Origin of the sequence: Phaeobacter porticola, assembly GCF_001888185.1 — a bacterium.
GTDB lineage: Bacteria > Pseudomonadota > Alphaproteobacteria > Rhodobacterales > Rhodobacteraceae > Phaeobacter > Phaeobacter porticola.
Genome location: NZ_CP016368.1, coordinates 1 through 26,832, shown reverse-complemented (window position 1 = coordinate 26,832; position 26,832 = coordinate 1). Strand labels below are relative to the sequence as shown.

General features: G+C 62.1%; 20 protein-coding genes. 6 read left to right on the top strand and 14 right to left on the bottom strand.

The genetic code is table 11. From position 1 onward, the window contains the following. Window positions 1-58: 58 nt before the first annotated feature. The 4 genes from fcl to PhaeoP97_RS19670 form a co-directional block, all read right to left on the bottom strand. The gene (gene fcl / locus PhaeoP97_RS19685) at window positions 59-1,048 is read right to left on the bottom strand and encodes a GDP-L-fucose synthase (protein WP_072506937.1); all 990 of its coding nucleotides are present in this window, start codon (window positions 1,046-1,048) and stop codon (window positions 59-61) included. A gap of 4 nt (window positions 1,049-1,052) precedes the next feature. Further along, window positions 1,053-2,171, bottom strand: a complete 1,119-nt coding sequence (gene gmd / locus PhaeoP97_RS19680) for a GDP-mannose 4,6-dehydratase (RefSeq protein WP_072506936.1) — start codon at window positions 2,169-2,171, stop codon at window positions 1,053-1,055. Window positions 2,172-2,361: 190 nt separating this feature from the next. Beyond that, window positions 2,362-3,669 (bottom strand): HlyD family type I secretion periplasmic adaptor subunit, encoded by a 1,308-nt coding sequence (locus tag PhaeoP97_RS19675; RefSeq protein WP_014876623.1) that lies wholly within the window; start codon window positions 3,667-3,669, stop codon window positions 2,362-2,364. Beyond that, entirely contained in the window at window positions 3,666-5,462 is a 1,797-nt protein-coding gene (locus tag PhaeoP97_RS19670) for a type I secretion system permease/ATPase (protein WP_072506935.1), read from the bottom strand. Before PhaeoP97_RS19670 ends, PhaeoP97_RS19675 begins: the two co-directional genes overlap by 4 nt. Before the next feature lie 442 nt (window positions 5,463-5,904). On the opposite strand from PhaeoP97_RS19670, the gene PhaeoP97_RS20745 reads away from it, so the two are divergent. Both PhaeoP97_RS20745 and PhaeoP97_RS19660 read left to right on the top strand, forming a co-directional pair. Continuing rightward, a complete protein-coding gene (locus PhaeoP97_RS20745) occupies window positions 5,905-6,681 on the top strand; it encodes a sulfotransferase family 2 domain-containing protein (protein ID WP_237029068.1) in 777 nt (258 codons plus the stop codon). A gap of 877 nt (window positions 6,682-7,558) precedes the next feature. After that, a complete protein-coding gene (locus PhaeoP97_RS19660; RefSeq protein ID WP_072506933.1) occupies window positions 7,559-9,037 on the top strand; it encodes a calcium-binding protein in 1,479 nt (492 codons plus the stop codon). A 164-nt stretch (window positions 9,038-9,201) separates the two neighbouring features. On the opposite strand, the gene PhaeoP97_RS19655 is transcribed toward PhaeoP97_RS19660, so the two are convergent. The 7 genes from PhaeoP97_RS19655 to PhaeoP97_RS19625 all read right to left on the bottom strand — a co-directional run bounded on the left by PhaeoP97_RS19655 (window position 9,202) and on the right by PhaeoP97_RS19625 (window position 17,714). Continuing rightward, window positions 9,202-10,230 carry a hypothetical protein gene (locus PhaeoP97_RS19655; protein ID WP_072506932.1) on the bottom strand — a complete coding sequence of 343 codons (1,029 nt, stop codon included), beginning with the start codon at window positions 10,228-10,230 and terminating at the stop codon, window positions 9,202-9,204. Continuing rightward, the gene (locus tag PhaeoP97_RS19650) at window positions 10,227-11,891 is read right to left on the bottom strand and encodes a glycosyltransferase family 4 protein (protein ID WP_072506931.1); all 1,665 of its coding nucleotides are present in this window, start codon (window positions 11,889-11,891) and stop codon (window positions 10,227-10,229) included. Before PhaeoP97_RS19650 ends, PhaeoP97_RS19655 begins: the two co-directional genes overlap by 4 nt. Before the next feature lie 105 nt (window positions 11,892-11,996). Further along, window positions 11,997-12,914 (bottom strand): glycosyltransferase family 2 protein, encoded by a 918-nt coding sequence (locus PhaeoP97_RS19645; protein WP_014876628.1) that lies wholly within the window; start codon window positions 12,912-12,914, stop codon window positions 11,997-11,999. After that, complete coding sequence (locus tag PhaeoP97_RS19640; protein WP_237029067.1) at window positions 12,911-14,221, bottom strand: hypothetical protein; 1,311 nt, start codon at window positions 14,219-14,221, stop codon at window positions 12,911-12,913. The genes PhaeoP97_RS19645 and PhaeoP97_RS19640 overlap by 4 nt, the downstream gene beginning before the upstream one ends. A gap of 112 nt (window positions 14,222-14,333) precedes the next feature. Continuing rightward, window positions 14,334-15,485, bottom strand: coding sequence for a UDP-galactopyranose mutase (gene glf / locus PhaeoP97_RS19635; RefSeq protein WP_072506929.1), 1,152 nt, complete (start codon window positions 15,483-15,485; stop codon window positions 14,334-14,336). Between the two features lie 160 nt (window positions 15,486-15,645). Continuing rightward, a complete protein-coding gene (locus PhaeoP97_RS19630) occupies window positions 15,646-16,302 on the bottom strand; it encodes an ABC transporter ATP-binding protein (RefSeq protein WP_027246738.1) in 657 nt (218 codons plus the stop codon). A 17-nt stretch (window positions 16,303-16,319) separates the two neighbouring features. Further along, window positions 16,320-17,714, bottom strand: a complete 1,395-nt coding sequence (locus PhaeoP97_RS19625; protein ID WP_072506928.1) for a KpsE/RkpR family capsule polysaccharide export protein — start codon at window positions 17,712-17,714, stop codon at window positions 16,320-16,322. A gap of 116 nt (window positions 17,715-17,830) precedes the next feature. Between PhaeoP97_RS19625 and PhaeoP97_RS19620 the strand changes: the two genes are divergently transcribed. After that, the gene (locus tag PhaeoP97_RS19620) at window positions 17,831-18,739 is read left to right on the top strand and encodes an ABC transporter permease (RefSeq protein WP_072506961.1); all 909 of its coding nucleotides are present in this window, start codon (window positions 17,831-17,833) and stop codon (window positions 18,737-18,739) included. Window positions 18,740-18,747: 8 nt separating this feature from the next. Here PhaeoP97_RS19620 and PhaeoP97_RS19615 read toward each other — a convergent pair whose 3' ends face one another. Beyond that, window positions 18,748-19,803 carry a glycosyltransferase gene (locus tag PhaeoP97_RS19615; RefSeq protein WP_083570492.1) on the bottom strand — a complete coding sequence of 352 codons (1,056 nt, stop codon included), beginning with the start codon at window positions 19,801-19,803 and terminating at the stop codon, window positions 18,748-18,750. Window positions 19,804-19,957: 154 nt separating this feature from the next. On the opposite strand from PhaeoP97_RS19615, the gene PhaeoP97_RS19610 reads away from it, so the two are divergent. Both PhaeoP97_RS19610 and PhaeoP97_RS19605 read left to right on the top strand, forming a co-directional pair. Further along, complete coding sequence (locus PhaeoP97_RS19610; protein ID WP_072506927.1) at window positions 19,958-20,968, top strand: NAD-dependent epimerase/dehydratase family protein; 1,011 nt, start codon at window positions 19,958-19,960, stop codon at window positions 20,966-20,968. Between the two features lie 307 nt (window positions 20,969-21,275). Then, a complete protein-coding gene (locus PhaeoP97_RS19605; protein WP_014876636.1) occupies window positions 21,276-22,580 on the top strand; it encodes a UDP-glucose dehydrogenase family protein in 1,305 nt (434 codons plus the stop codon). Window positions 22,581-22,664: 84 nt separating this feature from the next. On the opposite strand, the gene PhaeoP97_RS19600 is transcribed toward PhaeoP97_RS19605, so the two are convergent. Further along, window positions 22,665-23,792, bottom strand: a complete 1,128-nt coding sequence (locus tag PhaeoP97_RS19600) for a ParB/RepB/Spo0J family partition protein (protein WP_072506926.1) — start codon at window positions 23,790-23,792, stop codon at window positions 22,665-22,667. 101 nt (window positions 23,793-23,893) lie between these two features. Further along, entirely contained in the window at window positions 23,894-25,309 is a 1,416-nt protein-coding gene (locus PhaeoP97_RS19595; protein ID WP_072506925.1) for an AAA family ATPase, read from the bottom strand. A gap of 533 nt (window positions 25,310-25,842) precedes the next feature. Between PhaeoP97_RS19595 and PhaeoP97_RS19590 the strand changes: the two genes are divergently transcribed. Beyond that, a complete protein-coding gene (locus PhaeoP97_RS19590; RefSeq protein ID WP_072506964.1) occupies window positions 25,843-26,832 on the top strand; it encodes a replication initiator protein A in 990 nt (329 codons plus the stop codon).

The window sequence follows — 26,832 nt, the reverse complement described above, 5'->3', positions numbered from 1 at the left end:
TTTCTGGGCCTTTTTTGCGGCGATGGCCAGCGGCTTGGTTACTTGCTGCGCAGGCAGGTTATTTGCTGCGCAGGCTGGCCTGATCCTGCTGCAGATACCATTCATAGGTCTGGGCAATCCCGTCGCGCAGGGCAATTTCCGACTGCCAGCCCAGCCGGGCCAGCCGCGAGACATCCATCAGCTTGCGTGGGGTGCCGTCGGGCTGATCGGGATTGGTGCGGATCTCACCATCAAAGCCCACCACATCGGCCACCATCCGGGCCAGCTCCAGGATCGAGATATCCTGCCCGCAGCCGACGTTGATATGGCTCAGCATCGGGCTGGTTTCACGCTGATAGGTCTGTTGGTCCAGATCCAGCACAAACAGCGAGGCCGCCGCCATATCATCCACATGCAGGAATTCACGCCGGGGCGTACCGGTGCCCCAGATCGTCACGTGATCCTCGCCCGCCCGCGCCGCCGCATCAAACCGACGGATAAGCGCCGGCAGAACATGGCTGTTTTCGGGGTGAAAATTATCCCCCGGCCCATAGAGATTGGTCGGCATCACCGAGCGGTAATCGCGACCATATTGGCGGTTGTAACTCTCGCAGAGCTTGATGCCTGCGATCTTGGCAATGGCATAGGGCTCATTTGTGGCCTCCAGCACATCGCTCAGCAGGGCGGCTTCGGCCATCGGCTGCGGGGCGTGTTTGGGGTAGATGCAGCTGGATCCCAGCTGCAACAGCCGCTCAACGCCCTGCTGATGGGCGGCATGGATCACATTGCATTCCATCATCAGGTTTTCATAGATGAACTGCGCCGGATAGGCGTTGTTGGCATGGATGCCGCCCACTTTGGCTGCCGCCAGCACCACCTGATCGGGGCGTTCTGCGGCAAAAAACGCCTGCACCGCCGCCTGATTGGTCAGATCCAGCTCGGCGCTGGTCCGGGTGACCAGCTGAATGTCTGCCCCCGCATCCTGACGCGCCTGCAAACGGCGCAGGATAGCACCACCCACCATGCCACGATGGCCGGCCACATAGAGTTTCACAGCGCTGGTGCCCATGCTCTCAGCCCTCGGTGCTGACCGGCAGATCCATGCCGTGCTCTTTCAGCAAGGCATGGCGGCGGGCGGTTTTGAGGTCTTCGCGCACCATCTCGGCGCACATCTCTTCGGTGGTGATCTCCGGCTCCCAGCCCAGTTTTTCCTTCGCCTTAGAAGGATCCCCCAGCAGCGTCTCAACCTCGGCGGGGCGGAAATAACGCGGATCAATGCGCAGCACCACATCGCCCACTTTCAGCGCCGGGGCCATATCGCCCTCAATCGCGGTCACCGTGGCAATCTCCTCGACACCTTCGCCCGAAAACGCCAGCGTCAGCCCCAGTTCCTGCGCCGACCAGGTGATGAACTGGCGCACCGAATATTGCTTGCCGGTGGCAATGACAAAATCCTCAGGCGCCTCCTGCTGCAGCATCATCCACTGCATCCGCACGTAATCCTTGGCATGGCCCCAGTCACGCAGCGCGTCGATATTGCCCATATAGAGACAGTCCTCGAGACCTTGGGCGATATTGGCGAGGCCGCGGGTGATCTTGCGGGTTACGAATGTCTCGCCGCGGCGCGGGCTCTCGTGGTTGAACAGGATGCCGTTGCAGGCATAGATCCCGTAAGCCTCGCGGTAGTTGACCGTGATCCAGTAAGAATAAAGCTTGGCCACCGCATAGGGGCTGCGCGGGTAAAACGGCGTCGTCTCGCGCTGCGGGGTTTCCTGCACCAGACCATAGAGCTCAGACGTGGAGGCCTGATAAAACCGGGTTTTCTTCTCCAGCCCCAGAAAGCGGATCGCCTCCAGCAGGCGCAGCGTGCCGATGCCATCGACATCGGCGGTATATTCCGGGGCCTCAAAACTGACCGCCACATGGGACTGCGCGCCGAGGTTATAGACCTCATCCGGTTCGATCTCGCTCAGCAGGCGGGTCAGGTTCGAAGTGTCGGTCAGATCGCCGTAATGCAGTTTGAACCGGGCATGATCGGTGTGCGGGTCCTGATAGATGTGATCCACCCGCTGGGTGTTGAACGACGACGCCCGCCGCTTCAGCCCATGCACCTCATAGCCCTTCTCAAGAAGAAACTCCGCAAGGTAGGACCCATCCTGACCCGTTACACCGGTGATGAGGGCTTTTTTCATCTGCTATCCTTAAATCTGTTGCGGTCCATCGCCTGTCTATACCTGAGCGCGGGCACGCCGACAGAGCCCAGTGACCGGGGTCGCGTCAGTCTAAAACATGTTGCGCCAGAGTGGCAGTCGATTTTGCACCTTCCCCCCGTCAGATACCAAACGGGAGGCCGGAAAATCAGAGGCTTGGGCGCAAGCTGTCTCAGCTCTCGCGGAAGGCGCGGTTCAGGTAATCGGTGAACGGCTGCAACAGATAGGCAAAGGGCGTGCGGCTGTTGGTCTGGATGAAGGTCTCCACCGGCATCCCCGGCACCAGCACATTGCCCTCGGGCAGACGGTCGATCTCGCCTTTGTTCAACCGGGCCTCGACCACGTAATAGCTGCGCCCGGTCTGCGGATCGACAAAGGAATCGGCCGAGACCGTGCTCACCGTGCCAAACAGCGTCGGCGTGGTGCGCTGGTTGAAGCTGGAGAAATTCAGGCTGACAGGCTGGTTGAGATAGACCTGATCAATATCCGACGGCGCCACCTGCGCCGAAATCACCAAAGGCTGGCTTTGCGGGATCAGATACATCAGCGGATCCGCCGCCCGGATCACCGATTTGCGGGCAAAGACATTGAGGTCATAAACCACCCCCGCCATCGGCGCGCGCACATCCAGCCGGGACAGCCGCTGCAGGATCACATTGCGCCGTTCGATCAGCTCCAGCTCCCGCACCTGCAGGTCGCGCAGGGTGGTGATCGCCTCTTCGCGTCGCGCACTTGTCTGGTTGAGGATCTCCAGACCCAATTCGGTGACCTGCCCTTCGGCCTGGGCCTTTTGGGCGGTCAGCGCCCCGGCCTGACCACGCAGCCGTGACTGTTCACGCTGCAGCGACAGCACCCGGCTGGACTGCGCCAGCCCCTGCGACAGCAGGCTCTGCTGGTTTTCCAGCTCCTTGCCGATCAGCACCAATTGCTCCTGCAGGGCCGATTGCTGCGCCTCGATGCCGTCGATCTGGCTCTGGATCTGGCCCACCCGCTCCTGCAAGCGGCTGATGCGGGCCCGCAAATTGACCAGACGCGCCTCAAACAGGCGTTTCTGCCCGTTGATCAGCTCTTCGGTCTGCACATGGGTGCCGCTCAGCTCGAACAGCAGCTCGGCAAAAGTGACCTCCTCGGCCTCATCCCGTTCCGCGCTGTAGCGGCTGCGCCGGGCCAGGGTTTCGGCCAGCTGGCCTTCGACAATCTGCCGTTCGGCCAGCAGCTCTGACGGCTCCAGCCGCAGCAGCAGCGCGTCTTCCTCAACCAGATCGCCCTCGCTCACCAGCACCTCATCGACAACACCGCCATAGGGGTGCTGCACCACCTGGCGGTTCTGTTCCACCTTGATCGAACCAGAGGCAATCACCGCGCCGGAGATTTCTGCCGTGGCGGCCCATTGGCCAAGACCGCCCACCAGCAGACCCATCGCCAGCAGCCCGGCAATGGTCAGCCCACGGATCGGGTAGGATTTGGATGTATCGCTCATGATTTTGCCTCTGCCTGTTTCGGAGCGGCCTGTTTCGGAGCGGCCTGCTGCTGGGCCGGTTTCTTCTGCGCCACCTGCGGGTTCTGCAGATGCTCTCCCAGCACCGCGTCCTTGGCACCAAAGGCGCGCTGGGTGCCATTGTCCAGAATCAGGATCAGGTCACAGAGCTGAATCGCCGCCGGACGATGCGCCATGATGATCACCGCGCGCCCGTCCTTCTTGGCGTGAGAAACCGCCAGGTTCAGCGCCTGACTGCCCTCGTTATCGAGATTTGAATTTGGCTCATCCAGCACCAGCAGCACCGGGTCGCCATAAAGCGCGCGCGCCAGACCGATGCGCTGCACCTGCCCGCCCGACAGCCGGTTGCTGGCCACCCGCACCGGCGTGTCATAGCCCTGCGGCAGGGTCAGGATCATATCATGCACCGCCGCCTTGCGCGCCGCCGCCACCACCTGATCGGGATCCGGCATCATCGACAGGCGGGCAATATTTTCGGCAATGGTGCCGTCAAACAGCGTCACCTGTTGCGGCAGATAGCCGATATAGCTGCCCAGATCATCCATGTCATATTGATTGAGCGCCGCCCCATCGAGCCGGATCTTGCCCGAGACCGGATGCCAGACACCGATCAGCGCCCGCGCCAGCGAGGATTTCCCCGCCCCAGAGGCACCGATCACCCCCAGCGCCTGACCGGGCTGGATATTGAAATTCAGCCCCTGCAAGGCCGGCTTGGCCACCTGCCCCGGCGCCACCGGCGGCACCAGAGCCACGCCCTGCACCTCCAGTTTGGCCGCCGGGCGCGCCAGTTTCATCGGCGCCGGGCGTTCCGGGGTTTCGGTCAGCATCTGGCCCAGACGTTCTTGCGCCTGCATGGCCCGCTGCACCAGCGCCCATTGACCAATCAGCGTCTCGATCGGGGCCAGCGCCCGCCCCATGATGATCGACGAGGCAATCATCACCCCCGGCGTCAGCCCTTCGGTCAGCACCAGATAGGCGCCAGTGCCCAGCATCGCCGATTGCAGCGCCAACCGAAACGTGCGGGTGGCGGTGCTGAAGCCGCCGGTCATGTCCGCCGCACTCAGCTCCGAGACAACCGCCTGACTGCGCAGCATCCGCCATTTGGCAAAGGCCGCACGCCGCATCCCCAACCCCTGGATCAGCTCGGCATTGTTGCGCATCCCATCCGACACCTGATGCGCCGAGGCCGCCATCATGCTGGCATTTTCAACCGGCGCCTTGGACACCATCTGATTGGCCAGCGCAAAAACCACCAGCACCGCGCCCCCGATCAGCGCCAACAGACCCATCAGCGGATGGAACAGCGCAATCAGCCCCAGAAACAACGGCGTCCAGGGCAGGTCGAAAAACGCCGAAACGATGGGCGAGGACAGCGCCTTTTGCATCGCTTCCAGATCGCGCAGCCCCACCTTGGCGGCATCATCATTAAAACCCGCCGCCGATTTGTCCTGCACCGCATTGAACACGCGGGTCTCCAGCTGGTCATGGAACCGCGCCCCGACCCGCGCCAGGATCCGGCCGCGCACATAGTCCAGCACCCCCATGATCAGGAACAGGAACCCCGCCAGCACCGTCAGCGCCACCAGCGTCTCCAGCGAGCGGCTGCCCAGCACCCGGTCATAGACCTGCATCATATAGAGCGGGCTGGTCAGCATCAGCAGATTGGCAAAGAAGCTGAACACGCCAATCAGCCAGAAGGCGCCGCGGTTGCCCTTGCGCGCCTTGCGGATCTCAGCCAGCCCGGATTTTGAATGCTGTGCGGAGGTGCGTGCCATGACGTGCTGCCTTTGTCGGTGTCGCCCGACGGGCAACCAGAAAGAATTAAGAGATCCAGATGGCCCTGCGGCCCCTGTCCCGACAGAACCGGGAGACCGCGGGCCCATGGCCGGATGCGCCCAGATGCAGAATGCACCCCGGCGCTTTTGGATAAAGGGTCAAAAGCACAGTCACCAGAGCCTTGTCAAACAGCTAGGCCCTGCCCCCTTGCGATGCCCTGTCCATAGGGCTTTGCGGGTCACGACAAGAGCAGCGCAGCCCCAGTGCCAGCCCGTCATCACCCCCGGGCAAAGACCCGCCACCCCATCGGCGGGCAGCCCCGCCACAGCGGCCTGCAAACCCGCCCGCACAGACCTGCTCAGATTGACATCCGCCCCCCCCTTCGCTAAGGCCCGACAGCGCATCCGACACCTGCTGTCCAACGTGGAGCAAGCCCTTATCATGTCACAGGTTTCCCCTCAGGCCACCGCAACCAAGACCGTTGCCGAGACCGCCTTCGAGGCCCGGTTTTCACCCCGTCTGGTGGCGGCAGAGACCTATCACGATCCCAATGATGTGATCCTCTTCATGCATATCCCCAAGACCGCAGGCATGTCGGTCGGCAAAGCCCTGCAAGAGGCTTTTGACATCTTTCACCCGGTTTCCTGGGAAAACACCAACCAGTCGTTCCGCAACAAGACGCGCAAGGCGCTCTACCGGCGCAGCGACGCGGCCAACCCCTGCCGTCAGGTGCTGATGGGGCATTTTGCCTGGTCTGACGTGATGTATTGGCGCCACCAGGAACTGCCGCTGAAATGCGCCACCATCATCCGCGACCCGCTGGACCGCTTTGTTTCCAACTACCGCTACAACACCTCCGACAAACACCCCCAGCACGAGGCCTTTGCCGCGCGCTATCCGACGCTGGAATCCTACGCCCGCGTGCTGCCCTATGATTACCAGCTGTCGCTGATGGCCGGGGCCTTCTACTCCTTTGATCACGCGCTGGAGAAACTGAACGCCGCCTACAGCTTTATTGGTGTCACCGAACATCTGGGCGCTTCCCTGCAGCATTTCCGCCGCAGCCATGGGCTGGCGGAGCTGACAGAGCACCGCGAGAACACCGGCAATCAGGCCAAAGCCGCCGAAGACATTCCCGATGCGGTGCGCAATATCGTCGGCGAGAAGAGCCGCAACGACGCCCGCCTGCACCAGCTGGCCCGCCGCTGCTACGGCTGATCGGTTTGCGCCGCTCCGGGGCAGACACCGGGAAAGAAGAGGGAAGAGCCGCCCCTGGTTGCGGACAGCGCCGCGCCTGAGAGCGCCCCGAGAATGGCCTGAGAATGCCTGTCAGAGAATCCCTGCCTCTCTGATTCCGCCCACCTGCTGCGGACCGGGGATTCTCTCGCCCCTGCCCCTGCCCTTACGTCAGATTTGACCGGTTTCAGCGGGATTTTCCCCGCCCCGAGGCGCTACCACCTTTATACATCGAAGGGGGTAGTGTGGAAAAAGTGAAATTCAGAACGCCCCACGCACCCAAAATCAGAAGAAAAAGCCGATTAATTTAAATCAAAACCCTATTCACGCGAATAGAATGTGAAAGAATTCGCGTCGCGAATTAAAAACGCCGGGATGAAATGTTGATAAATGAAAACCCACTTTGGCCAAGGTGGCAAAAACCACACACCCCCAAGGTGAGAGAATGATCAGGGTCAGGAATTCCCTACCCTTATAAGATGTATTAAGAAAGAGTTAACAAAATGCGCAGGCGCTTCGCAAAACGTCAAGTGTACCGGCGAAATCACACGTAAATTCGCCATAGCTCCCGCTGGCCCGCCGCAACGCACCCCCAATCGGGCAAGAAATTTGCAAAAAGACTCCGCCTTTTCAACCCCTAAAATGGTTAAATTAGCTGCAAGCTGCCAGTTTCCCACAACGGGGCAGCGTGGCGCGCAGGGCACGATTTCGACATCCCCGCAATTCCTGAGCCCGCCTGCGCAAGTTTCCTTGACAACAGATGCCCAGCCAGAGAGACAGAGAGCGGTAAAACCTTTGCGGGCATAAGGCAGGCGCGTTTGTTCGCAGGAAATCGACGAGCATTACTACGGAGTAGAAAATGGCTAATATTAATGTACCCACCGGCGAGACTTTTGTTGCTGGTTCAACTGGCGATGACGCAGTCAGCCTGACCGACGCAGTAACATTTGCTGCTGCAAGCACTCTTGACGGCAATGGCGGCGCAGACACGCTGACCCTCGAAGACAATGCTCTGGCGGCTCTGATGGCCGGTGCAAACGCTGAAGTGTCCTATGACGCCGATACCGACACCTGGACTCTGGACGACGACACCACAGCTGGTTTCGCGGCTTCCCTGACCGAAGGTTTCACTTCCGTGACCTTCTCCGACGGCGCGACCATCGAAGCAGGCGTTGCCTCCACAGGTGTGATCAACCCCGCAGCTGGTGACGCAGACGGCACCCCGCTGGCGCTGGCAACCACCACCAGCTACGACTGGGATGGCGAAGCAACCACCACAACTGACTTCACCGCGACATCCATCGTCAGCGTTGATGGTCAGGACGTTGCCACCGTTGGCAACAACTTCACCAACACCGATGGCGCCTTCAGCGTATCCGGCACTGGCCTGGCCTTCACCGCGAACACCGCAGCGATTGCCGCTCAGGGCAACGTCGGCGAAGACGCAACCTTCTCCTACGTTGTGGTTCTGTCCGACGGCACCAACACCCAGACCGTTACCGTGACCTTTGAAGAGACCATTCCCTTCACCACCGGTGATGACTCCTGGACTGCTACTGAAGGTTCCGCAGACGTCGACGAAACCAACGACTTCGGTAGCGAAGACGCAGGCAACGACACCTTCAATGGTGACGACCAGGACAACACCCTTATTGCAGGTGCTGGCAATGACACCCTGATCGGTGGCAATGGCAACGACGATCTGAACGGCGGCGACGATGTCAACGTTCTGCGCGGCGGCAACGGCAACGACACCCTGACTGCTGGCGACGACGACGGCAACATCCTGGGCGGCGGCGCAGGTGCAGACGAAATCACCGGTGGCGCAGGCGCTGATATGATCTTCGGCGGCAACGGCGACGACGGCACCCTCGACGGTCTGGGCGGCAACGACATCATCAACGGTGGTGACGGCGACGACAACCTCGACGGTGGCGCTGACAACGACACCCTGAAAGGTGGCGACGGCGACGACGATCTGCGCGGCGGCACAGGCGACGACGAACTGCGTGGTGGTGCTGGCGAAGACAGCATTACCGGTGGCGACGGTGCAGACATGATCTACACCAGCCTCGGCGGCGACGAGCTGACCGGTGGTAACGACGATGACACCTTTGTCCTGAAAGCGGGCACAGGCGCGACCACCATCACCGACTTCGGTACAGACGCTGACAAACTGAACGTGGAAGAGCTGGGTTACAACGACCTGGACGACGTTCTGGCGGTTGCTTACGAAACCTCCGAAGGTGTCACCATCGCAATCGATGCAGACACCACTGTGACCTTGACAGGTGTTGCACTCGGCGATCTGGCCGCAGCGGACTTCGACTTCGCCTAATTGGCGCTGTCACATGTCTTCGGAAAGGCCCCGCAAAGCGGGGCCTTTTCTTTTGCGCAGCCCCTCCCGTGACCGGGCAGCACCGGGCGTCCCTGCCCGCATAAAAAATCCCCCCGCAGAAAACTGCGAGGGGACAAACCAATCCGCTATTGGACAGGGGCAACTCAGGCCCCGTCGATCCGATCCTCCGGGTTCAGCGCATCCAGCGGCAACTCCCGCGCCGCCCTCTCCGCCTGCGCCCGCGCCTCCAGCCCGGCCAGCACCTCTGGCGTCACCACCGCATCGCCTTCCAGCCCCTCGCCATTGCCCGCCTCCGGATAACGGCTGAGGTCACAGTCAAAAAACATCTCCGGCCCCTGCGGGTCATAGCGCGCCGCCAGCGCCCGGTTGATCGCCTCAAACCGCGCCAGAAACGCCGCTGCATCATCCCGCGCAGGCATCAGCCGGCCATCGTCCGGCAGCTCCTGCACCGCCTCGGCAAAGCTTTGGCGCGGATAGCCACGCTGGCGCAGCCACAGCCCCGCCAACAGCTGGCTGCGCGACCAGGCCGCGTTTTCCTGCGGCAGCTCCGGCGGCGGCGTCAGCCCCACCAGATGGTAGAAATCCAGCACCGTATCGCCGCCCACCAGATCGCCACGCTGGAACCGGCGCACGGTGACATTCCCGGCCCCGAACACCTGCTCCCAGCGCGCCAGTTTGGTGGCATAATCGAAATAGCGCATCATATGCGGCTGAAACTCCGGCAGGCCCCGGATCTGCGCGCCGTAAAACTGATAGGCCGCCCGCCCCATCACCACCTGTTTGCGGTGCGACAGCGCCAGCGCATCCTGACGGCGCAGATAGGCCACCACGTTGATCTCGTCAAAATGGGTCAGCAGCTGCTGGCGCAGCGCCTCCAGATCCGCGACATCCATCAGCCAGAACAGCATCTCGCTGGACAGGATACAGTCGCCATGGCCGCGATGATCGGCATCCGCCATGCGCCGCTCCAGAAACGGCCAGCGCAATTCGGTGTGCATCCCCGCGCCCATGCCATGGCAGCGCACCAACGGGTTGAAATCCACCCGTGGCCTTGCGTGCAGGTAGCTCCAGCGGCCCAGGGTCTTGTCGCTCTGCCCCTGCCGCAGCGCGGTCTGCAACGAGGTCGACCCGGTCTTATGCGAGCCGATATGCAGCCACAGCCTGCGGGTCATGCCGGGGCCTTGCTCTTGGTCTTGCGGCGCTTGGCAGTTTCTTTCGGGAGCTGTTGTTCCGTCTCGACCGCCGCCAGCGCATCACGATAGAGCCGGTCCAGCACCTCGCGCGCCGAAGGCTCATCCTGCAAGGCCTGCATCCGGGCGCGCTGGCCGGCTTCTACCGTCTCGGCAAAACCCTCCTCGCGCAACAGCCGCTGCACCACCGCGACGCTGTCGCGCACCGCCTGCAGAGGCGACCAGGCCACCAGCGTTTCCGGCGGGCAGATCTCAGCCTGTGCGCCCACCTCGGAGCAGATCGGCACGCAGCCGGCCTCAATCGCCTCATAGCAGACCAGCGCCAGCCCTTCGTTCGACGACGGCACCAAGAGGATATCACTGGCCTCCAGCAGCGCCGGCACATCGGTCCCCGCGGGATGCAGATGCACCACATCCGCAAGCCGGTAGCGGGTCAAAAGATGTTCGACCGCGCCGCGATAGGGGCCCTCGCCCACCATATCAAAGCGGAACTCCACGCCGTTGCGTTTGCCCCAGGCCCGCAGCCGCCGGATAATAGACAGCGCCACCACCGGGCGTTTTTGATGCACCATCCGCCCGACAAAGGCGACGCGGCAGCGGCTCTGCCCGGCCTTGATGCGCACCGGTGCCACTTCGGCCCCGCGACGGCTGTCATCCAGCAGACGCCCCAGCACCAGCTTGCTGCCATAGACCCGGAACCGCTCCTTGTAGAACCGCTCCAGATCGCCGCTGATCACATGGTGATGATCAATGTAATTGCTCCAGACGCCCGAGATCCGCGGATAGCCGCCATCGGCGTATTCCACGATATGGGTGCTGTCGATATTGACCACATGCGGGTGGCGCAGCTTGATCGTGGGCAGCGCATCATAGAGCGGCACGCAGTGATGATTGTGGGTGAGGATGATGTTTTCCTGCGCGATCAGCTGGCTGACAAAACCGCTGGTCTGGCTGCGCGGCAGGTAACGGTCGGTGCGGATCAACTGCAGGCGCGGATCATCGGGCAGTTTCGCCAGCAGCCGTTCGGGGCCTTCCTGCCCAACCATGACAAACACCCGCAACCCGGCGTCCAGCGCCCATTGGATGCTGTCGATACCAAGGCTCTCGGCGCCGCCCACATCCAGCCAGTGCAACCCGATCAGGATTGCCGGATCCTTGCCGCCATGACGCCCCTCTGGGGTCATTTTCTGGGTTTCAAAGATGCCGCGCGAACAGGCCAGCCGGGAGAATTTATGCCGGGCGGGAAGTTTGCGCCAGCGCCGGGCCTCGATCTGATATTTCATCTGCTCTGCCAGAATCGGCGAGAGCGCATGAATGGCCCGGTATTTGCGCGGCCGCTTGTGCCAGGGCACGCCGCCAGCACTTTCGCGCACCGCCACCTGACGCGGCGAGGGAATGGTGACAAACACCCGCTTGCCCGGCAGCGCCGGGGTCTCCTGCGGCCCGGTGCGCAGGTTGCCGATATAGGTCAGCGCCATCATCTCGGCGCCATAGGACATATCCTGCGGCTGCACCGCCGGGGTCGGCAGCTTGGCCTTTTCCCACCACATATGGGCCTCGACCGGGGTCTCGGGATAGAGCGTTTCATAGATGAAACGGATCTGGGTGATCTCCTGATCGATGTAGTCTCTGTCCTGGGACATGGGGGCTCCTGCCTCGTGGTCTGGCTGCCTGCCGGATTGTGCGACCTGTTGGGAACGGTCTTATGTAGGCACCGTTTTCAGACGCTGGGTTTCAGACGTCCTGTTTCAGACGCCGGTGTCGGGATCGGGGCGGATGATCTGCGGGTTAAAGGAACAGCCCCGCCAGATCGCCTTATAGACCTCGCGGCGCAGTGATTTTTCCACATTGCCCTGGCGCATCTGTCGGCGCACCCCGCGGGCAAAAACCGCCACCCCGGCCCAGCCCTGTTCACGGCGCCGGAACGACGCCTCATTGCGGGCGCCATAGCGGAATTTCCAGATATTGGCCTGGTTCACCAGCGAATAGTTCACGCCCTTGTTTTCCGGCACATCATGGACCACCACGCTGTTGGGACAGTAGATGCCAGGGTAGGATTTGGCGATCCGCTGGGTATATTCGGCATCATCGTACCAGATGAAATATTCCTTGATCGGAAAGCCGTGTTTCTGGATCGCCCAACGCGGCACCAGCACCGAGACAAAGGAGCAGGAGCCGACCAGGAAATAAGGCGTCTCGGGGCTGTAGAAGCGTGGCCAGTCCCAGACCGTAGAGGGCGTGTTCATCTCGCAGAGATCGCCATTGGTCCATTTCACCGCCGAACAGGCAAAAGACGGCCGCCAGGTGAACCGCGCCTCGAAATCCTTGATGCCGGTCAGCAGCAGCTCAATGGCATTGGGGTCGGGATAAGCATCATCATCGCTGAACCAGATGTAATCATAGCCTTCCTCATAGGCCACCCGCGCGCCCTCGTAAAAGCCGCCGGCGCCGCCGATGTTTTCCGGCAGGCGCACATGCTGAAACCGCGGGTCGTCCTGTTGCAGTTGGGTCAACCAGCTGCCGGTCTCATCGGTGGAGGCATTGTCGATCACAAAAACCCGCTCCGGCAGGCAGGTCTGCGCCTGCAGGGCGGCGATCACGCGCTTCAGCTTGTCCAGCCGGTTGTAGGTCACGATGACCGCAGCAAGGGAGGAACGGATATTCATGGCTGATCCTTCTGTGGCGCAGCGCCTGCGGCGGCATCTGCGAGAACGCGCGCGGGCGGTGGCGGTGGTGTCTGGGCCGGCGTGTCAGATGTGGGTGCGGCGCCCTGTGGGGCAGGTGTCGCTGCGGTCTCGGATCCGGCGGGCATCTCTGCATCCGCCTCAGGTTCCAGCGGATCGCCGTTTTCATCCAGCCCAAGGCGCGCGTTCTTGTGCCGCTCAATATCCTTGATCCGGTGGCTGTGGAAATAGGAGGGCCATTTGCCCTGCCGTTCCAGCATGCCTTCGATGATCTTGGCCATGACGGTCAGGTTGCGCAGATGTTCGGGGCTGAAAAACTGGCTGGGGTCCAGCGACGGGGCGCAGGGGGCCGATTGTTTTTCCATGTCGCGCAGCGCGTTGCGCAACAGCGGCCGGCCGCCGAAGAATTCGGCATCCATGACCTCGGCATCGCAGCGATAGGCGGCGGTGGCGGCCTCGGCCAGATCGCGCGCCATCACCAGTTTGCGCACCTTGGCCTCGCTGTCGCCGCGCGAACGGTCCAGCTGACGCGACAGCTCCCAGCCCAGCGTGTGGCGCAACCAGGGGTCCTGTTCCTGAAACTGACCTTGCAGGAAATACATCAACGCCAGCTCGCGCACGGTCATGGCCTGGTTTTCCGGCTCGAATTCCTCCACCGTGCAGGGCCGCCCGTCAAAGGCCACCTCGGCAAAATCATCCAGCACCGAGCCATTTTTCAGCTCTTTGCGGATCATCGGGCGCAGGGTGAAATCCTCGCCGAACAACTCCCGCCACTGGGCAAAACGTGGCGCGTAATGAAACCGGCCGTTTTGCAGGTTGTGGTCAAAGAACTCCTGCATGCTGCCCCGGTACCAGCCGATCTTGATCTGCTCGGCATAGCTCGACAGGATCCGCTGCGCATGAGGGCGCACATAGGCCACGATATGGATGCGATCAGCGCAGCCGCGAAAGAAGGTCTCGACCAGGTCGTAAAATTCCGGTGCCGGGATATTCTCAAACGCCTCGGCAGACAGCACCGCATAATCCGCATCCGAGGCCGCGATCTGGGCGGCCACCTCTGTCAGACCGTCGCGATCCTCCAGATGTTTGGGCAGGGGCGTGCCCTTGCGATGGCTGGTGATAAACCCGGTCAGATAATTGTGGTTCATCTTGGCCGGGTAGAGCAGCTTGGCGTCATGCAGCTGAATGCTCCCCACAGCCAGCGCATTCTGGATGGTGGTGGTCCCGGTCTTGTGGTCGCCGATGTGAATCACAAGCGTCTTGGGTCTGGCTCCGGTTTTGTCGCTCATCGGCTCCATCTCGTTCCTTCATCAGCCTTATTTTCCGGCGCCCAAGCCCTACTCTAACATCCGGTACGGGTCCAGACCAAGCCGCCTGCAACAGCGCAGCGGTCAGGCTCGATCAGAGCGGCGCCACAAAGAAGGCCGGAACCGGCGCGCGGTTTTCCTGCGCTGCCAGAAACCCGCGTGCGGTGTCCAGCGCCTCGCGGATGGTCACATCCATATCGAGATAGCGATAGGTGCCAAGACGCCCCACAAAGGTGACGCCCTCGGCCTGTTCGGCCAGCGCCACATACTCCCCCAGCAGCGCTTTTTCCTCGACCTGGCGGATCGGGTAATAGGGGATATCCTCAGGCGTCGCGGCGCGGGAAAACTCGCGGTAGCAGACCGAGCCGTCATGGTTTTCCCAGGGGGCGAAATGCTTGTGTTCGGTGATGCGGGTGTAAGGCACGGCTTCCTCACCGTAGTTCATCACTGCGCAGCCCTGGTAGTCGCCCTGATGGGTGAACCGTTCGAAATCCAGCGTCCGGTACCCCAGCCGGCCCAGCTGGTAGTCAAAATACCCATCCAAAGGCCCGGAGTAGAACACATGGTCGTAATCTGCCGCCTGCGATTGGTCAAAAACAGTCTCTAACTTGACCGTTATGCCCGGATGATCGAGGATTTTTTCAATCATCGCGGTATAGCCGTTCTCCGGCATGCCCTGATATTTGTGGAAGAAGTAATTGTCGTCGTAGTTGAACCGCACCGGCAGCCGCTTCAGGATCGAGGCCGGCAGCGCGCTTGGCGCCACGCCCCATTGCTTGATCGTGTAGCCTTTGAAAAACGCCTCATAAAGATCGCGGCCCACAAAGCGCAGCGCCTGCTCTTCAAAGGTCTGCGGATCGGTGATGGAGATGTCGGCCTGTTCCTCGGTGATGAACTCATGCGCCTCTTCAGGGCGCAGCGTCTTGCCAAAGAACTGGTTGATGGTGTGCAGGTTCACCGGCAGCGAGAACACGCCACGCCGTCCTTCGGGATCCAGACTGGTAGTCTTCACCCGGTTTTTATAGGGCAGGAAACTCTCAAACCCGTTCACATACCCCCAGACCTCAGCGTCATCGGTGTGGAAAATATGCGGCCCGTAGACATGCACCATGACGCCGGTCTCCGCGTCGCGCGCGGTATGGCAATTGCCGCCGATATGGTCGCGACTGTCCAGCACCGTGATCTTGTGACCTGCTTCGGCCAGATGCCGCCCGATCACAGCGCCCGAAAGCCCTGCGCCCACCATCAGTATATTCACCCCGGCACCCCGTCCTGTTTGCGTCCCCTGCCCTTTTTGTCAAACAATCCAAAAGCATACAAGGATCGGTTTCCGCACCGGCAAAGACCTGCATTTTGCTTTTATATCAATGCATTACGGAAATACTTGCCAGTCATATCAGCCCCTGTCAGACCGCCATCAGGCGATGATGCTCGGCAATGGCCTCATCCAGATCGCTGAAATAGCGCAGCCGGCCATTGTCCAGCACCAGACCGGCATTGCAGAACTGGCGCAGCTGGCGCATCGAATGATTGACCAGAATGGCGCTGGAATGGCGCATCCGGTCGGTGAAGATATCGCGGCTCTTGCGCTTGAAGGCGGCATCGCCCACCGCCGTCACCTCATCCACCAGATAGGTGTCGAACTTGATCCCCATCGAGGCGCCGAATGTCAGCCGCGCCCGCATGCCGGAAGAATAGCTGCGCATCGGCATGTGGTAGAATTTGCCCAATTCGGCAAAATCCTCGACAAACCCCACCAGATCATCGGTATCCACGCCGTAAATCCGCGCGATGAAGCGGACGTTTTCCGCGCCGCTCAGATCGCCGTGAAACGACGCTGCCAGCCCCACAGGCCAGGAAATCGACCCGTCGGAGATGATCTCGCCATGATCGGGACGCATAGTGCCCGCCACCAGCTGCAACAGGGTGGATTTGCCCGCGCCATTGCGCCCCAGAAGCGCCAGCGACCGCCCCGTCGGCAGGGTCAGGTTCAGATTGTCGATGACAACCCGCCGCTCCCCCTTGAGCCAGAAGCTCTTGGTCAGATTTTCAAACCGGATCACCGCCCTGCCCCCTCGACTTAACTGCGATCGCGGATCGAATAGTAGATCAGCGTCAGGATCGACCAGGTCAGCAGCAGGAACAGCCCGGCCAGGGCGGCCAGCACCGTGCGGCGGGGATATTCCGCCTCGGTGGCGCGGGTGGGGTTGATATAGGTCGCCAGATAGCGGCTCTGACGGGCGGCATCATCGCGCGCCACCTCCAGCGCCGTCAGGGCGGCACGGTAGCTTTCCTCGGCATATTCGCGGTCCACCGTCAGCCGTTCGAATTCGGAAATCAGCGAAGGATAATCCTCCCCCACGCCCCCGGTGTCGGTGTTGTTGGAGGTAAAGGTCTGGCGTTCGATATTGATGCGATCGCGAATCACATCAATATGCTGCTGTGCTTTCTTAATCCGGGGATCTGATGGGCTGACGGAGGCCAGCAACAGATCCTGCTCAATCAGCGCCTCGGCCAGTTGCTGCTGAAGGTTGTTCATCACCCCCATACGGCCTTGGATATCGGCCTCGGGATCGACGATCCGGGTGCGGGTGCGAAAACTGGTCAGCGACTGGCGGGCGTCCTTCAGCCGCTCCAGCGCCTCGTCCAGATCGGCGCGGGCATAGCGCATCGCATCGGCGCGCGCCTGTTCGTTCAGCGCATTGATCCGGGTCTGGCTCTCCGCCACGATGGCCTGCGTGATGGCCTGCGCAGTCGCCGCATCAAAGGCCAGCGCCTGCACCTCGATCAGCCCCGAGCCGCTGTCAAAGGAGATGCCGACAATGCGCTGCCAGTACCAGGTCAGATCCTCCAGCGAGGCCTCCGGCCAGAGCGCAAAGACCCAGTCCCGCGGCCAGAGCGCGCTGTAATGCCCCTGCAGATCCACGGCTTTGTCGACCGCGGCCACCATTTCCTGGCTTTGGATGAATTCATAGAGAATATCACTGTCCGAGGCGCTGCTGGTGCCTGCAAACTGCGCCAGCCCGCCAAGCAGATCATTGGCGCCGCTGCTTTCCTGGCTGCGCACGGTAAAGCCTGCGGTTGAGGAATATTGATCCTCGGCAAAAGTCCAGAGATAGATCATCACCGCCAGAAGCGGCGCCAGCACCAGCGCCACAAAGCTGATCACCAGCCCCCAGTGGCGTTTTTTCATACTGGCGGGCCGCGCCAGCGGATAGGCCGGACGTTGCTCGGCCTCGGCAATGCGCGCCTCCAGCTCGGCCACGGCGGCCTCAGCCTTGCGCGCCTTGCGGCGCACCCGTTTCAGCTGTTTGACCGGATCCGGGACGCGGGGCGTCAGGGTGCCGTCTGCCGCCTCATCGGCCACGGCGTCTACCGGGGCAACGCCCGCAGGGTCTGTCCCAGCAGGGGTCGTCGTGGCCGTCTCTTCCGAAGCCGAGCGTCCGGTCAGCGGGGCCGAGGGCGTCTGTGTCATGATCAACCTGTCCTGGCCCAAAAGCACCCTGCCCCAAGCCGTTTGTCATTGTCTTTTGTTTCTCTCATAATACCGCTCGCGATCCACGTTTCACAATGGGTATTCATGGGGTGTTCATGGCCAGCCTGTCTTCTTCTGCGCCCCCGGCTCAGCCCCGCCCATTAAGCCCGCCAAAGACACAAGGTACGGCACAGGCACCCGCCCAGACGCCGGCCCAGATCCCCGCCAGCCCCGCCGCCAATCCGCACCATCGCCACCGCCGCAGCATGGCGACCTTGCGCACCGTGGCGGCACTGGTGCTGCGCGAGATGTCGACCCGCTACGGGCGCACCCCCGGCGGCTACCTCTGGGGCATTCTGGAACCGCTCGCCGCGATCCTGTTCCTGTCGCTGGGCTTCTCGCTGGTGATCCGCACGCCGTCGCTTGGCACCAGTTTTCTCTTGTTCTACGCCACCGGATTTCTGCCATTTAACCTGTATCAGACTCTGTCCGGCACCGTTGCGCGGGCGCTGGCCTATTCCCGCCCCCTGCTGCGCTACCCCGCTGTCACTTGGCTGGATGCGATCCTGGCGCGGTTTGTGCTGAACAGCCTGACCGGGATTGTCATCACCACCCTGCTGATCACCGGCATCCTTGCGGTGATCGACAGCCGCACCGCCATTGACCTGCCACCGCTGGTCGAAGCCATCACCCTCGCCATGGTGCTGGGACTGGGCGTGGGCTGCATCAATGCGGTGCTGATGGGGCTGTTTCCCCTGTGGGATGTGGCCTGGTCGATCATCACCCGACCGCTGTTTCTGGCCTCCGGTGTGATCTATATCTACGAGGATCTGCCGCCGGTGGCGCAGGACGTGCTGTGGTATAATCCGCTGCTGCATATCACCGGGCTGATGCGCACCGGATTCTATCCCACCTATAATGCCGATTACGTCAGCCATTCTTATGTGCTGCTGATCGGTATGACGCTGACCGCCTTGGGCCTGATCCTGATGCGCCGCTATCACCGGGTCATCCTCAACCGCTGATCTGCGCTTTATTCGCGGGCCTCTGCCAGCACCTCACCGTGGCTGCGCCCCAACCGGCGCAACAGCCCGTCGCGCACCGCCAGCCAGGTGAGCCGCAGATAGGCGCGGCGCACACCGGGGTGGTGGCGCACTTTCAGGACCCATTTGGGCAGGATCAGCAGCAGCACCGGCCAGAACAGCCAGCCCGCCGCCTGCCGGTAAAGCAGCAGCAGATTGCGGTGATGGTAATAGACCTTCCACAGCGGCCGGAACCGCTGACCGCTGTCGCCCCCGGTAAAGGTGGAGAAATCATGCTCAAACCGCACATCAGCAGCAAAACAGATGCGCCCGCCTGCCGCACTCAGCCCCAGCGTATAAAGTGCATCATCGCCATAGATGAACAGCTTTGGATCCGGGTAGCCCACCCGCCGCACCGCCGCCGCTGAAATGAAGAACCCCACAAAAGACGTCACATCAATCGCGCTCAGCCCGCCGTCATAGGCGCGGCGCGGAATATGGAACCCATCGCGCCCTTTGCGCGCGGTAGACAGGAAATGCCCGAAGCTCCAGAACGGATTGCGCGAGGGGCGGTTCATCTCGCAGATCTCGCCGCTTGGGAAATAGACCGCCGCCGCCACCGCGTCCCAATGGGCCAGCGCGCCGCTCTGCCCCATGGCGTGAAACGCCGCCAGCCCACCGGGGTCCGGGCGGCCATCATCATCCATCACCACCAGCCAGTCTGGTCTATGGGTGTCCATCGCGCGCTGCATTCCCAGCGCAAAACCGCCGGCCCCGCCCTGATTGGTGGCACTGGTCACCACATCAACCCGCGGATGCTCCGCCGCCCAGCCGGCCAGCCAGGCGCCGGTCCCATCGCTGGAGGCATTGTCCACCACCACCAGCGCCGCCAGCTCCTCAGCGGGGCTGTCCAGCAGACGCGCCAATGTCACCTTGAGTTTCGCAAGCCGGTTATAAGTGACCACCACCGCCACCAGACGTCCGGCGCCGGCCTGCTGCATATTGGCCTGCATATCAGCCTGCATATCAGCCTGAAGCGCAGGCTCGGGGATCAAGGTTTCAGTCACAGCGACAAGGGCTCCTGCGGGCGGCGGGGTATTTTGGTTCAGAGCGCAAAGCTCATAAATAGACCGGGCTGTCAATTCACCTGCCGGTGACAGGTCGCTTTCCCCCGCCGCAGAACACATTGACACCCCGCGCCCAAGCCGCCACCTAAGGGGCATGAAAACCGCTCTTATCACCGGATCGGCCGGCTTTATCGGCTATCACCTTGCAGACCGTCTTCTGACCGCAGGCTGGCGTGTCATTGGGCTGGATTGCCTCTCGCCCTATTATGATGTCCGCCTGAAAGAACGCCGCCACGCGATGCTGGCAGAGCACAGCGGTTTCACGCCGGTGATCGGCAAACTGGAAGACCCCGGTCGGCTGATGGGGCTGTTTGACACCCATAAGCCCGATGCGGTGATCCATCTGGCCGCCCAGGCCGGGGTCCGCCATTCCATTGATGCGCCGCGCGATTATCTTGAGGCCAATCTGATCGGCACTTTTGAACTCCTGGAGGCCGCCCGCGCCCATCCGCCCGCCCATATGCTGATCGCCTCCACCTCCTCGGCCTATGGCGCCAACACCCAGATGCCCTTTGATGAGCGCCAGCAGGCGGATCATCAGATGTCCTTTTATGCCGCCACCAAAAAGGCGGGCGAGACGATGGCCCATTCCTATGCCCATCTCTACGGGCTGCCGACCACGATGTTTAGGTTTTTCACCGTCTATGGCCCCTGGGGCCGGCCCGATATGGCGCTGTTCAAATTCACCAAGGCGATGCGCGCAGGTCAGCCGATTGATGTCTATAACCACGGCAGGATGAGCCGGGATTTCACCTATATCGACGATCTGGTCACAGGCATCACCGGGCTGATCGACGCGGTGCCGGGGGATCAGCCGGTCTCGGAACAGGACAATCTCAGCCCTGTCGCCCCGTTCCGGGTGGTCAATATCGGCGCCTCCAGGCCAACACCGCTGATGGACTATATCGCGGCGCTGGAAACGGCGCTGGGGATCACAGCGCAAAAAAACCTGATGGAGATGCAGGCCGGGGATGTACCTGCCACCTGGGCCAACACCACAGTGCTGAGCCAGCTCACCGGCTATGAACCACAGGTCAGCGTCGCAGAGGGCGTCGCGCGGTTTGTCGCCTGGTACCGGGCGTATTATGGCGACACCCAAGGCTGATCCGGGCCAGAGGTGATCCAGGGAGGGCTTATCTGGTGCGACATGCGCTTCTGACCTGTCACCTTTCCCTAAATACTCGCGCCGCAGGCCTCCCGATTTCACAGAAATCGGGATCAAGACACTCCTCTCGATTAGGTCAGCATGATTGACCAAATGTTTCGCGTGCGAAACATTTGGTCCGAACCGGACCTATCTCCCGTACGCCCAAAATTCAGGTTCCCGCCCCCATCGCGCCGGTATATGCCTGATCCCCAACACCTCGCCCCTTCAAGCGGGGGACATGAGGCAACAGCAAAGGACCATCCCCATGCGCATTGCAATGATTGGCACCGGATATGTCGGATTGGTCTCCGGCGTCTGCTTTTCCGACTTTGGCCATGACGTGGTCTGCGTCGACAAGGACGCCGCCAAGATCGCCCGGCTACAAGCCGGCGAGGTGCCGATCTATGAGCCGGGGCTGGAGGATCTGATGGCGCGCAATGTGGCTGCAGGCCGGCTGTCCTTTACCGATGATCTGGCCGCCGCCGTGGCCGAGGCCGAAGCGGTGTTCATCGCCGTTGGCACGCCAACGCGGCGCGGCGATGGTCATGCCGATCTCACCTATGTGATGGCCGCCAGCGAGGAGATCGCCGCCGCCCTGCAGGGCTATACCGTGGTGGTCACCAAATCGACCGTTCCCCTGGGCACCAACCGGCAGGTGAAACAGGTGATTGCCAAATCCAACCCGGCGGCAGATTTCGATGTGGCCTCCAACCCGGAGTTCCTGCGCGAAGGGGCGGCGATTGATGATTTCATGCGCCCCGACCGGGTGGTCGTCGGCGTGCAGAACGACCGCGCCGCCGAGGTCATGGCCGAGATCTACCGGCCCCTTTACCTGCGCGATTTCCCGATCCTTACCACCGATCTCGAAAGTGCCGAGATGATCAAATATGCCGCCAATGCGTTTCTGGCGACCAAGATCACCTTCATGAATGAAATCGCAGGCCTCTGTGAGCGGGTGGGATCAGACGTCAAGGAAGTCGCCCGTGGCATCGGGCTGGACGGGCGCATCGGCAATAAGTTCCTGCATGCCGGTCCCGGTTATGGCGGGTCGTGTTTCCCCAAGGATACCGCCGCGCTGGCCCGCATCGGTCAGGACCACGCCTATCCGATGCAGATCACCGAAACCGTGATGCGGGTCAATCAGGAGGTCAAGGCGCGGATGCTGGAGAAGCTGCGCGACGCCTGTGACGGCAGTTTCAACGGCAAGACCATCGCGGTGCTGGGCGTCACCTTCAAACCCAATACCGATGACATGCGCGAGGCGCCCAGCCTCACCATCGTGCCGGCCCTGATCGGCGGCGGTGCCAGGGTGCGGGTGGTCGACCCGCAGGGCGAGGCCGAAGGTCGCGATCTGCTGCCCGGTGTCAGATGGGAAGAAGATCCCTATAAGGCCGCGCGCAATGCGGATCTGGTGGTGCTGTTGACGGAATGGAATGAATTCCGCGCCCTCGATCTGAAGGCGCTGGCGCGCAAGATGGCGCAGCCCCGGATGGTGGATCTGCGCAATATCTACACCGCCAAAGCCGCCAAACGCGCCGGGTTTGAGACCTATGTCGGGGTGGGCCGCTAAACCCACCGAGGCATATCACCCAGAAACGCAAAAGACCCTGATACGGGCGTGTCAGGGTCTTTTCACATCATCCTCAGACTCTGTTCAGCGGCGGCGCAGCCAGGCTTTCAGGTCTTCCATCAGGGTGCTGTCGACCGCTGTCCCCGTGAGTTCGATCCGCTGCTGGCCGGGGGTGAATCCCAGCCGCACGCCAGCGGCGGCCTGCACGCTCACCCGCTCATCCGCGCCAATATGATCCGCCGGATCAAGGCTGCGCACCCGTGGCGCCGGGGCAGGCTGTTCCGCAGGACCCGATGCCCGGTCAGACATCGGGACGGCAGAGGCCGCTTGATCACCAGCGGGGACGGGCATCTCACTCCCCTCATAGGCGGCCAGAAGCTGGCTCAGCACCTCCTGTTCCGCCTCTGCCGTGGGGCGGGCGGTGGCGCGCAGGGCTGCGACAACCTCATCGGCAAAGCCGGGCGTCTGCGCAAAGGCGCGCGCCAGCCCCAGCCCCAGTTTCTCGCGGATGGCGGTGGGAAACAGCAGATCCTCATCCAGCGCCTCAACCAGGGTGACAAAGCTGCCGATCTTGGAGCGTTTGGCGCGGGTGGCATTGGCGAACAGCGATTGCAGCGCGTATTTCTGGCTGCTGTAGACCCCTTCGCGCAGCGCGCGCACCGCAATGCGGGCCCGTTCATAGTGGGAGAGGTTCACCCGGATTTCGTTTTCCTCAACCATCGCCACATAAGCGCCCTCGGCCCCGTCGGGCTGAATCACCAGCGCCTTGATGGTGGCAAAGGCGGGATCATTGCTCTCGGCATATAGCCTGCGCATCGCGGTCAGACGGCGCCAGCCGGAGATCAGCCCGTGGGTCTTGCCATCTGCGGTCTGGCCCAGGGCCACCACCTCGATCGGGGTCTGCTGGCCGCGGGCGCGCAGGGATCCCACCAGCGCCCCCATCTCTTCCTCGTCCTGCTCCAGCCGGTCGCGCACCAGATGGGTCTCGTCGATGGCGCCAAGCGCGATCTCCTCGATCATCAGCCCCTTGGCGCGGGCAGTCTCCAGCACCGCTGTCAGCTCCTGCAGCGCGCCCTCTGTGGCGGCCTCGGAGGCGACCTGCGCAATCGGCGGCGCTGACAGCGAACCGGGGCCGCCGAGGGCGGATTTGCTCTCAGGCGCGGTGCTGAGATAGGTCGGCTGTGCCGGGGAAAGCCGTTTGCGTTTTGCCATCTGCCTGTCCTTTTTTGTCGCGCCTGGTCTGATTTTGCGGCCCTGTCTGCCCTTGGGGGCCGCAGGGTGCACAGTATGGGGCGCGGTGTGTTTTTAGCCCGTTACTGCGCCGCGCGCTGCATCTGCAACTCATCCCGGCGCCAGACCGCCAGCAGGAGCCGCTTGAAGGCCGCATAGGTGGCATCAAAGGTCTCGCGCCCCCGCGCGTAGGTTTCGCGGTTGAAATCGCGGTAATCGGCCTCGTAGATGCCATTGACCTGCTCGCCGGCCTGCCCGATCAGCGCGGTGTAATCCTGCCGGTGCGGCGACAGGGTGGGGCCCAGATAGGCCTGCATCAGGGCTGCCAGTTCCCCCTGCTGGGCGCTGTCATAGCGGGTGATCACCGTGCGCACCGCGTCCCATTCAAAGGCAATCTCCGGCCGCCCCAGTGCGCGGGCGGCCAGGTTCTCGCCGTCCTCAATGGAGGCAAAGGTGGAATGCAGCATATCGAAAAACCGCCCCGTACTGTCGAACTCCAGAAAGGACGCGCCCATCGGCACCAAGAGGATATCCGCCGCCGACAGCCCGTTGATGGTCAGGTAGCCAAGCGCCGGCGGCGTGTCGATGAAGATCACGTCGTATTGGTCCAGCACCCCGTCGGCCTCCAGCCGCTCAGTGAGCGCATCCCAGAGCTTCCAGCTGCGCGCCGCCATGCGCCAGACCGGGATCTGGAATTCGGCCCAGTAGAGGTTCAGCTGCGCGCCGATGAGATCGATATTGGGCCAATGGGTGGGCTGGATCACATCAGCCGCCGTCATCTCCATCGCCGCCGACAGGCTGTCGTCCAGTGGTTGGGGCGCATCGCCGCGATCCAGACGGCGCTGGTTTTCCAGCCGCAGGTGATCGCCGTAATGGCGCGCCAGAAGCGGGAAGGCGGTCTGCCATTCATCCTCCACGCGGCCGCCAAAGATCGAGGTCATGGAGCCCTGGCTGTCCAGATCAATCACCAGCACCTTGTAGCCATCCAGCGCGGCTGACATCGCCAGATGGGCCGCGGTAGACGTCTTGCCGACGCCGCCTTTGAAGTTGGCGACAGCGACCATTTTGGCGGGCAGCCCCTCGGGGCGGTAGGGGGTGTAATCCTTGGCCTTGGAGCCTTGGGCGGCAAAATGCGCGCGCAGGCGCAGCACCTCATCGAGGGTGAACCACTTGGCGCCGCCCTCGGTTTCAGAGCGGCCCTGCGGCAGATCGGGGTTGGCCTTCAGCACCCGGCGGAAATGGGCCTGGGCGACCGGGATCAGATAGCGGGTGATTTCCCAGGTGGAGAACAGGCGCAGCGATTTGCGCCCCTCCTCATTCATGCCCCGGCTGGAGAGATCCGCACGGCCCCGCGCACAGGCCTCGGCGATCTCGGCAAAGCCACCGGTGCTGGTGGGGGTATCCAGATCGCTGAGCGCGGCATCGGGATCAATGTTGAAATAGGGGGGCAGCCCGGCCGCGCCGCGGCTTGGGTCTTTCTTCTGGGTCTCTCGTGCCATTGCTCTCATGCCTCTGCCTGCGCCCTTTCCATCAGGAGGATCTCCGAAGAGTCTCTCTTGATGTGCGGCCTTTTGCGGATGATAGCAGAAAACAGCGCACATGAAAGATATATGCGCATCTCTTTTGAATTTTCTAAGCAAATCCGGGGGTTGCAGTATTAAAATCGGATGGCTTTGGGGCGATGCCGGGGGCTATTTTCCCCTCGTCGATTTTTTCTACCTGTTATTATTGAGTTATATATAAGTTAAGGCGCAACACGCATAGGCGCAAAGCCCTTTTTTCATTGGCGATGAGGCGCTTTTTTCCGGGCCTTGCGATTCCGAAACCCCGATAGACTGACTCTGATCCCCCGAAGCAGTGACTCTGAACCCCCGTTGAGAACTGGTGTGGATAACTTTAGGGTAGGCGTAATCAAAACCACGAAGACGCGAGTCACCCTGAAAGAGGCCAAAAGGTCCGGATAGACGGGGGCGGGCAGAGCAGACAGGACAGTGACATGGCAGGCCAGAATTCAGGCCCGGTTTTTGGCCAGATGGCCGCAGGCGGCGGGGCGCAGGGCAGGAATTTTTTCCTCTGCGATGTGTTTGATGCGATCCCCAAAAACGATCTCGCCTCGATGGAGCATCCGCTGTTCTCGCTTGGCACGAGGCCGGACCGACGGATTCTGAACTATGAACACAATGGCGCCGAGATCACCGTGGTGCCTTCGGTCAAAGGGCTGGCGACGATCCACGACAAGGACATCCTGATCTTCTGCATCAGCCAGCTGATGGCGGCGGTAAATGCCGGCCGGCAGGTCAGCCGCACGCTGCACCTCACCGCCCATGATCTGCTGGTGGCGACCAACCGCGAAACCTCGGGCGATGCTTACCGCCGTCTGCGCGAGGCGTTTGAGCGGCTGGCCGGCACCCGCATCACCACCAATATCGTCACCGGCGGGCAAGAGGTCACCAGCGGCTTTGGCCTGATCGAGAGCTGGGAGATCGTGCGCAAGGCGCGTGGCGGGCGGATGGTCAATGTGGTGGTGACGCTCAGCGAATGGATTTATCGCGCGGTGCTGTCGAAATCGGTGCTGACCCTCAGCCGCGACTATTTCCGTCTGCGCAAACCGCTGGAGCGGCGCATCTATGAGCTGGCGCGCAAACATTGCGGCCGTCAGGACAGCTGGACCATTTCGGTGGACACGCTGCTGAAGAAATCCGGCTCGGCGTCACCACGCCGGGTGTTCCGCAAGATGCTGCGCGACATGATCAGCGCCGCACCGCTGCCGGATTACGCGATGGAAGAGATGCCGGGCGATTTGATCCGGTTTTCCCAGAAACACGCCATCCTCGACAACAGCCAGCGTCCGCCGGTGCTGAGCGCGCGCACGCTGGAACAGGCCCGCAGTCTGATCCCCGGTGTGGATGTCTATGCGCTGGAGGCCGACTGGCGCACGATGTGGGTGCGCTCCGGCGCGCCACGGCTGCGGCGCCCGGATGCTGCCTTCCTTGGCTGGGTCAGAAAACGCGCGGCAGAATAG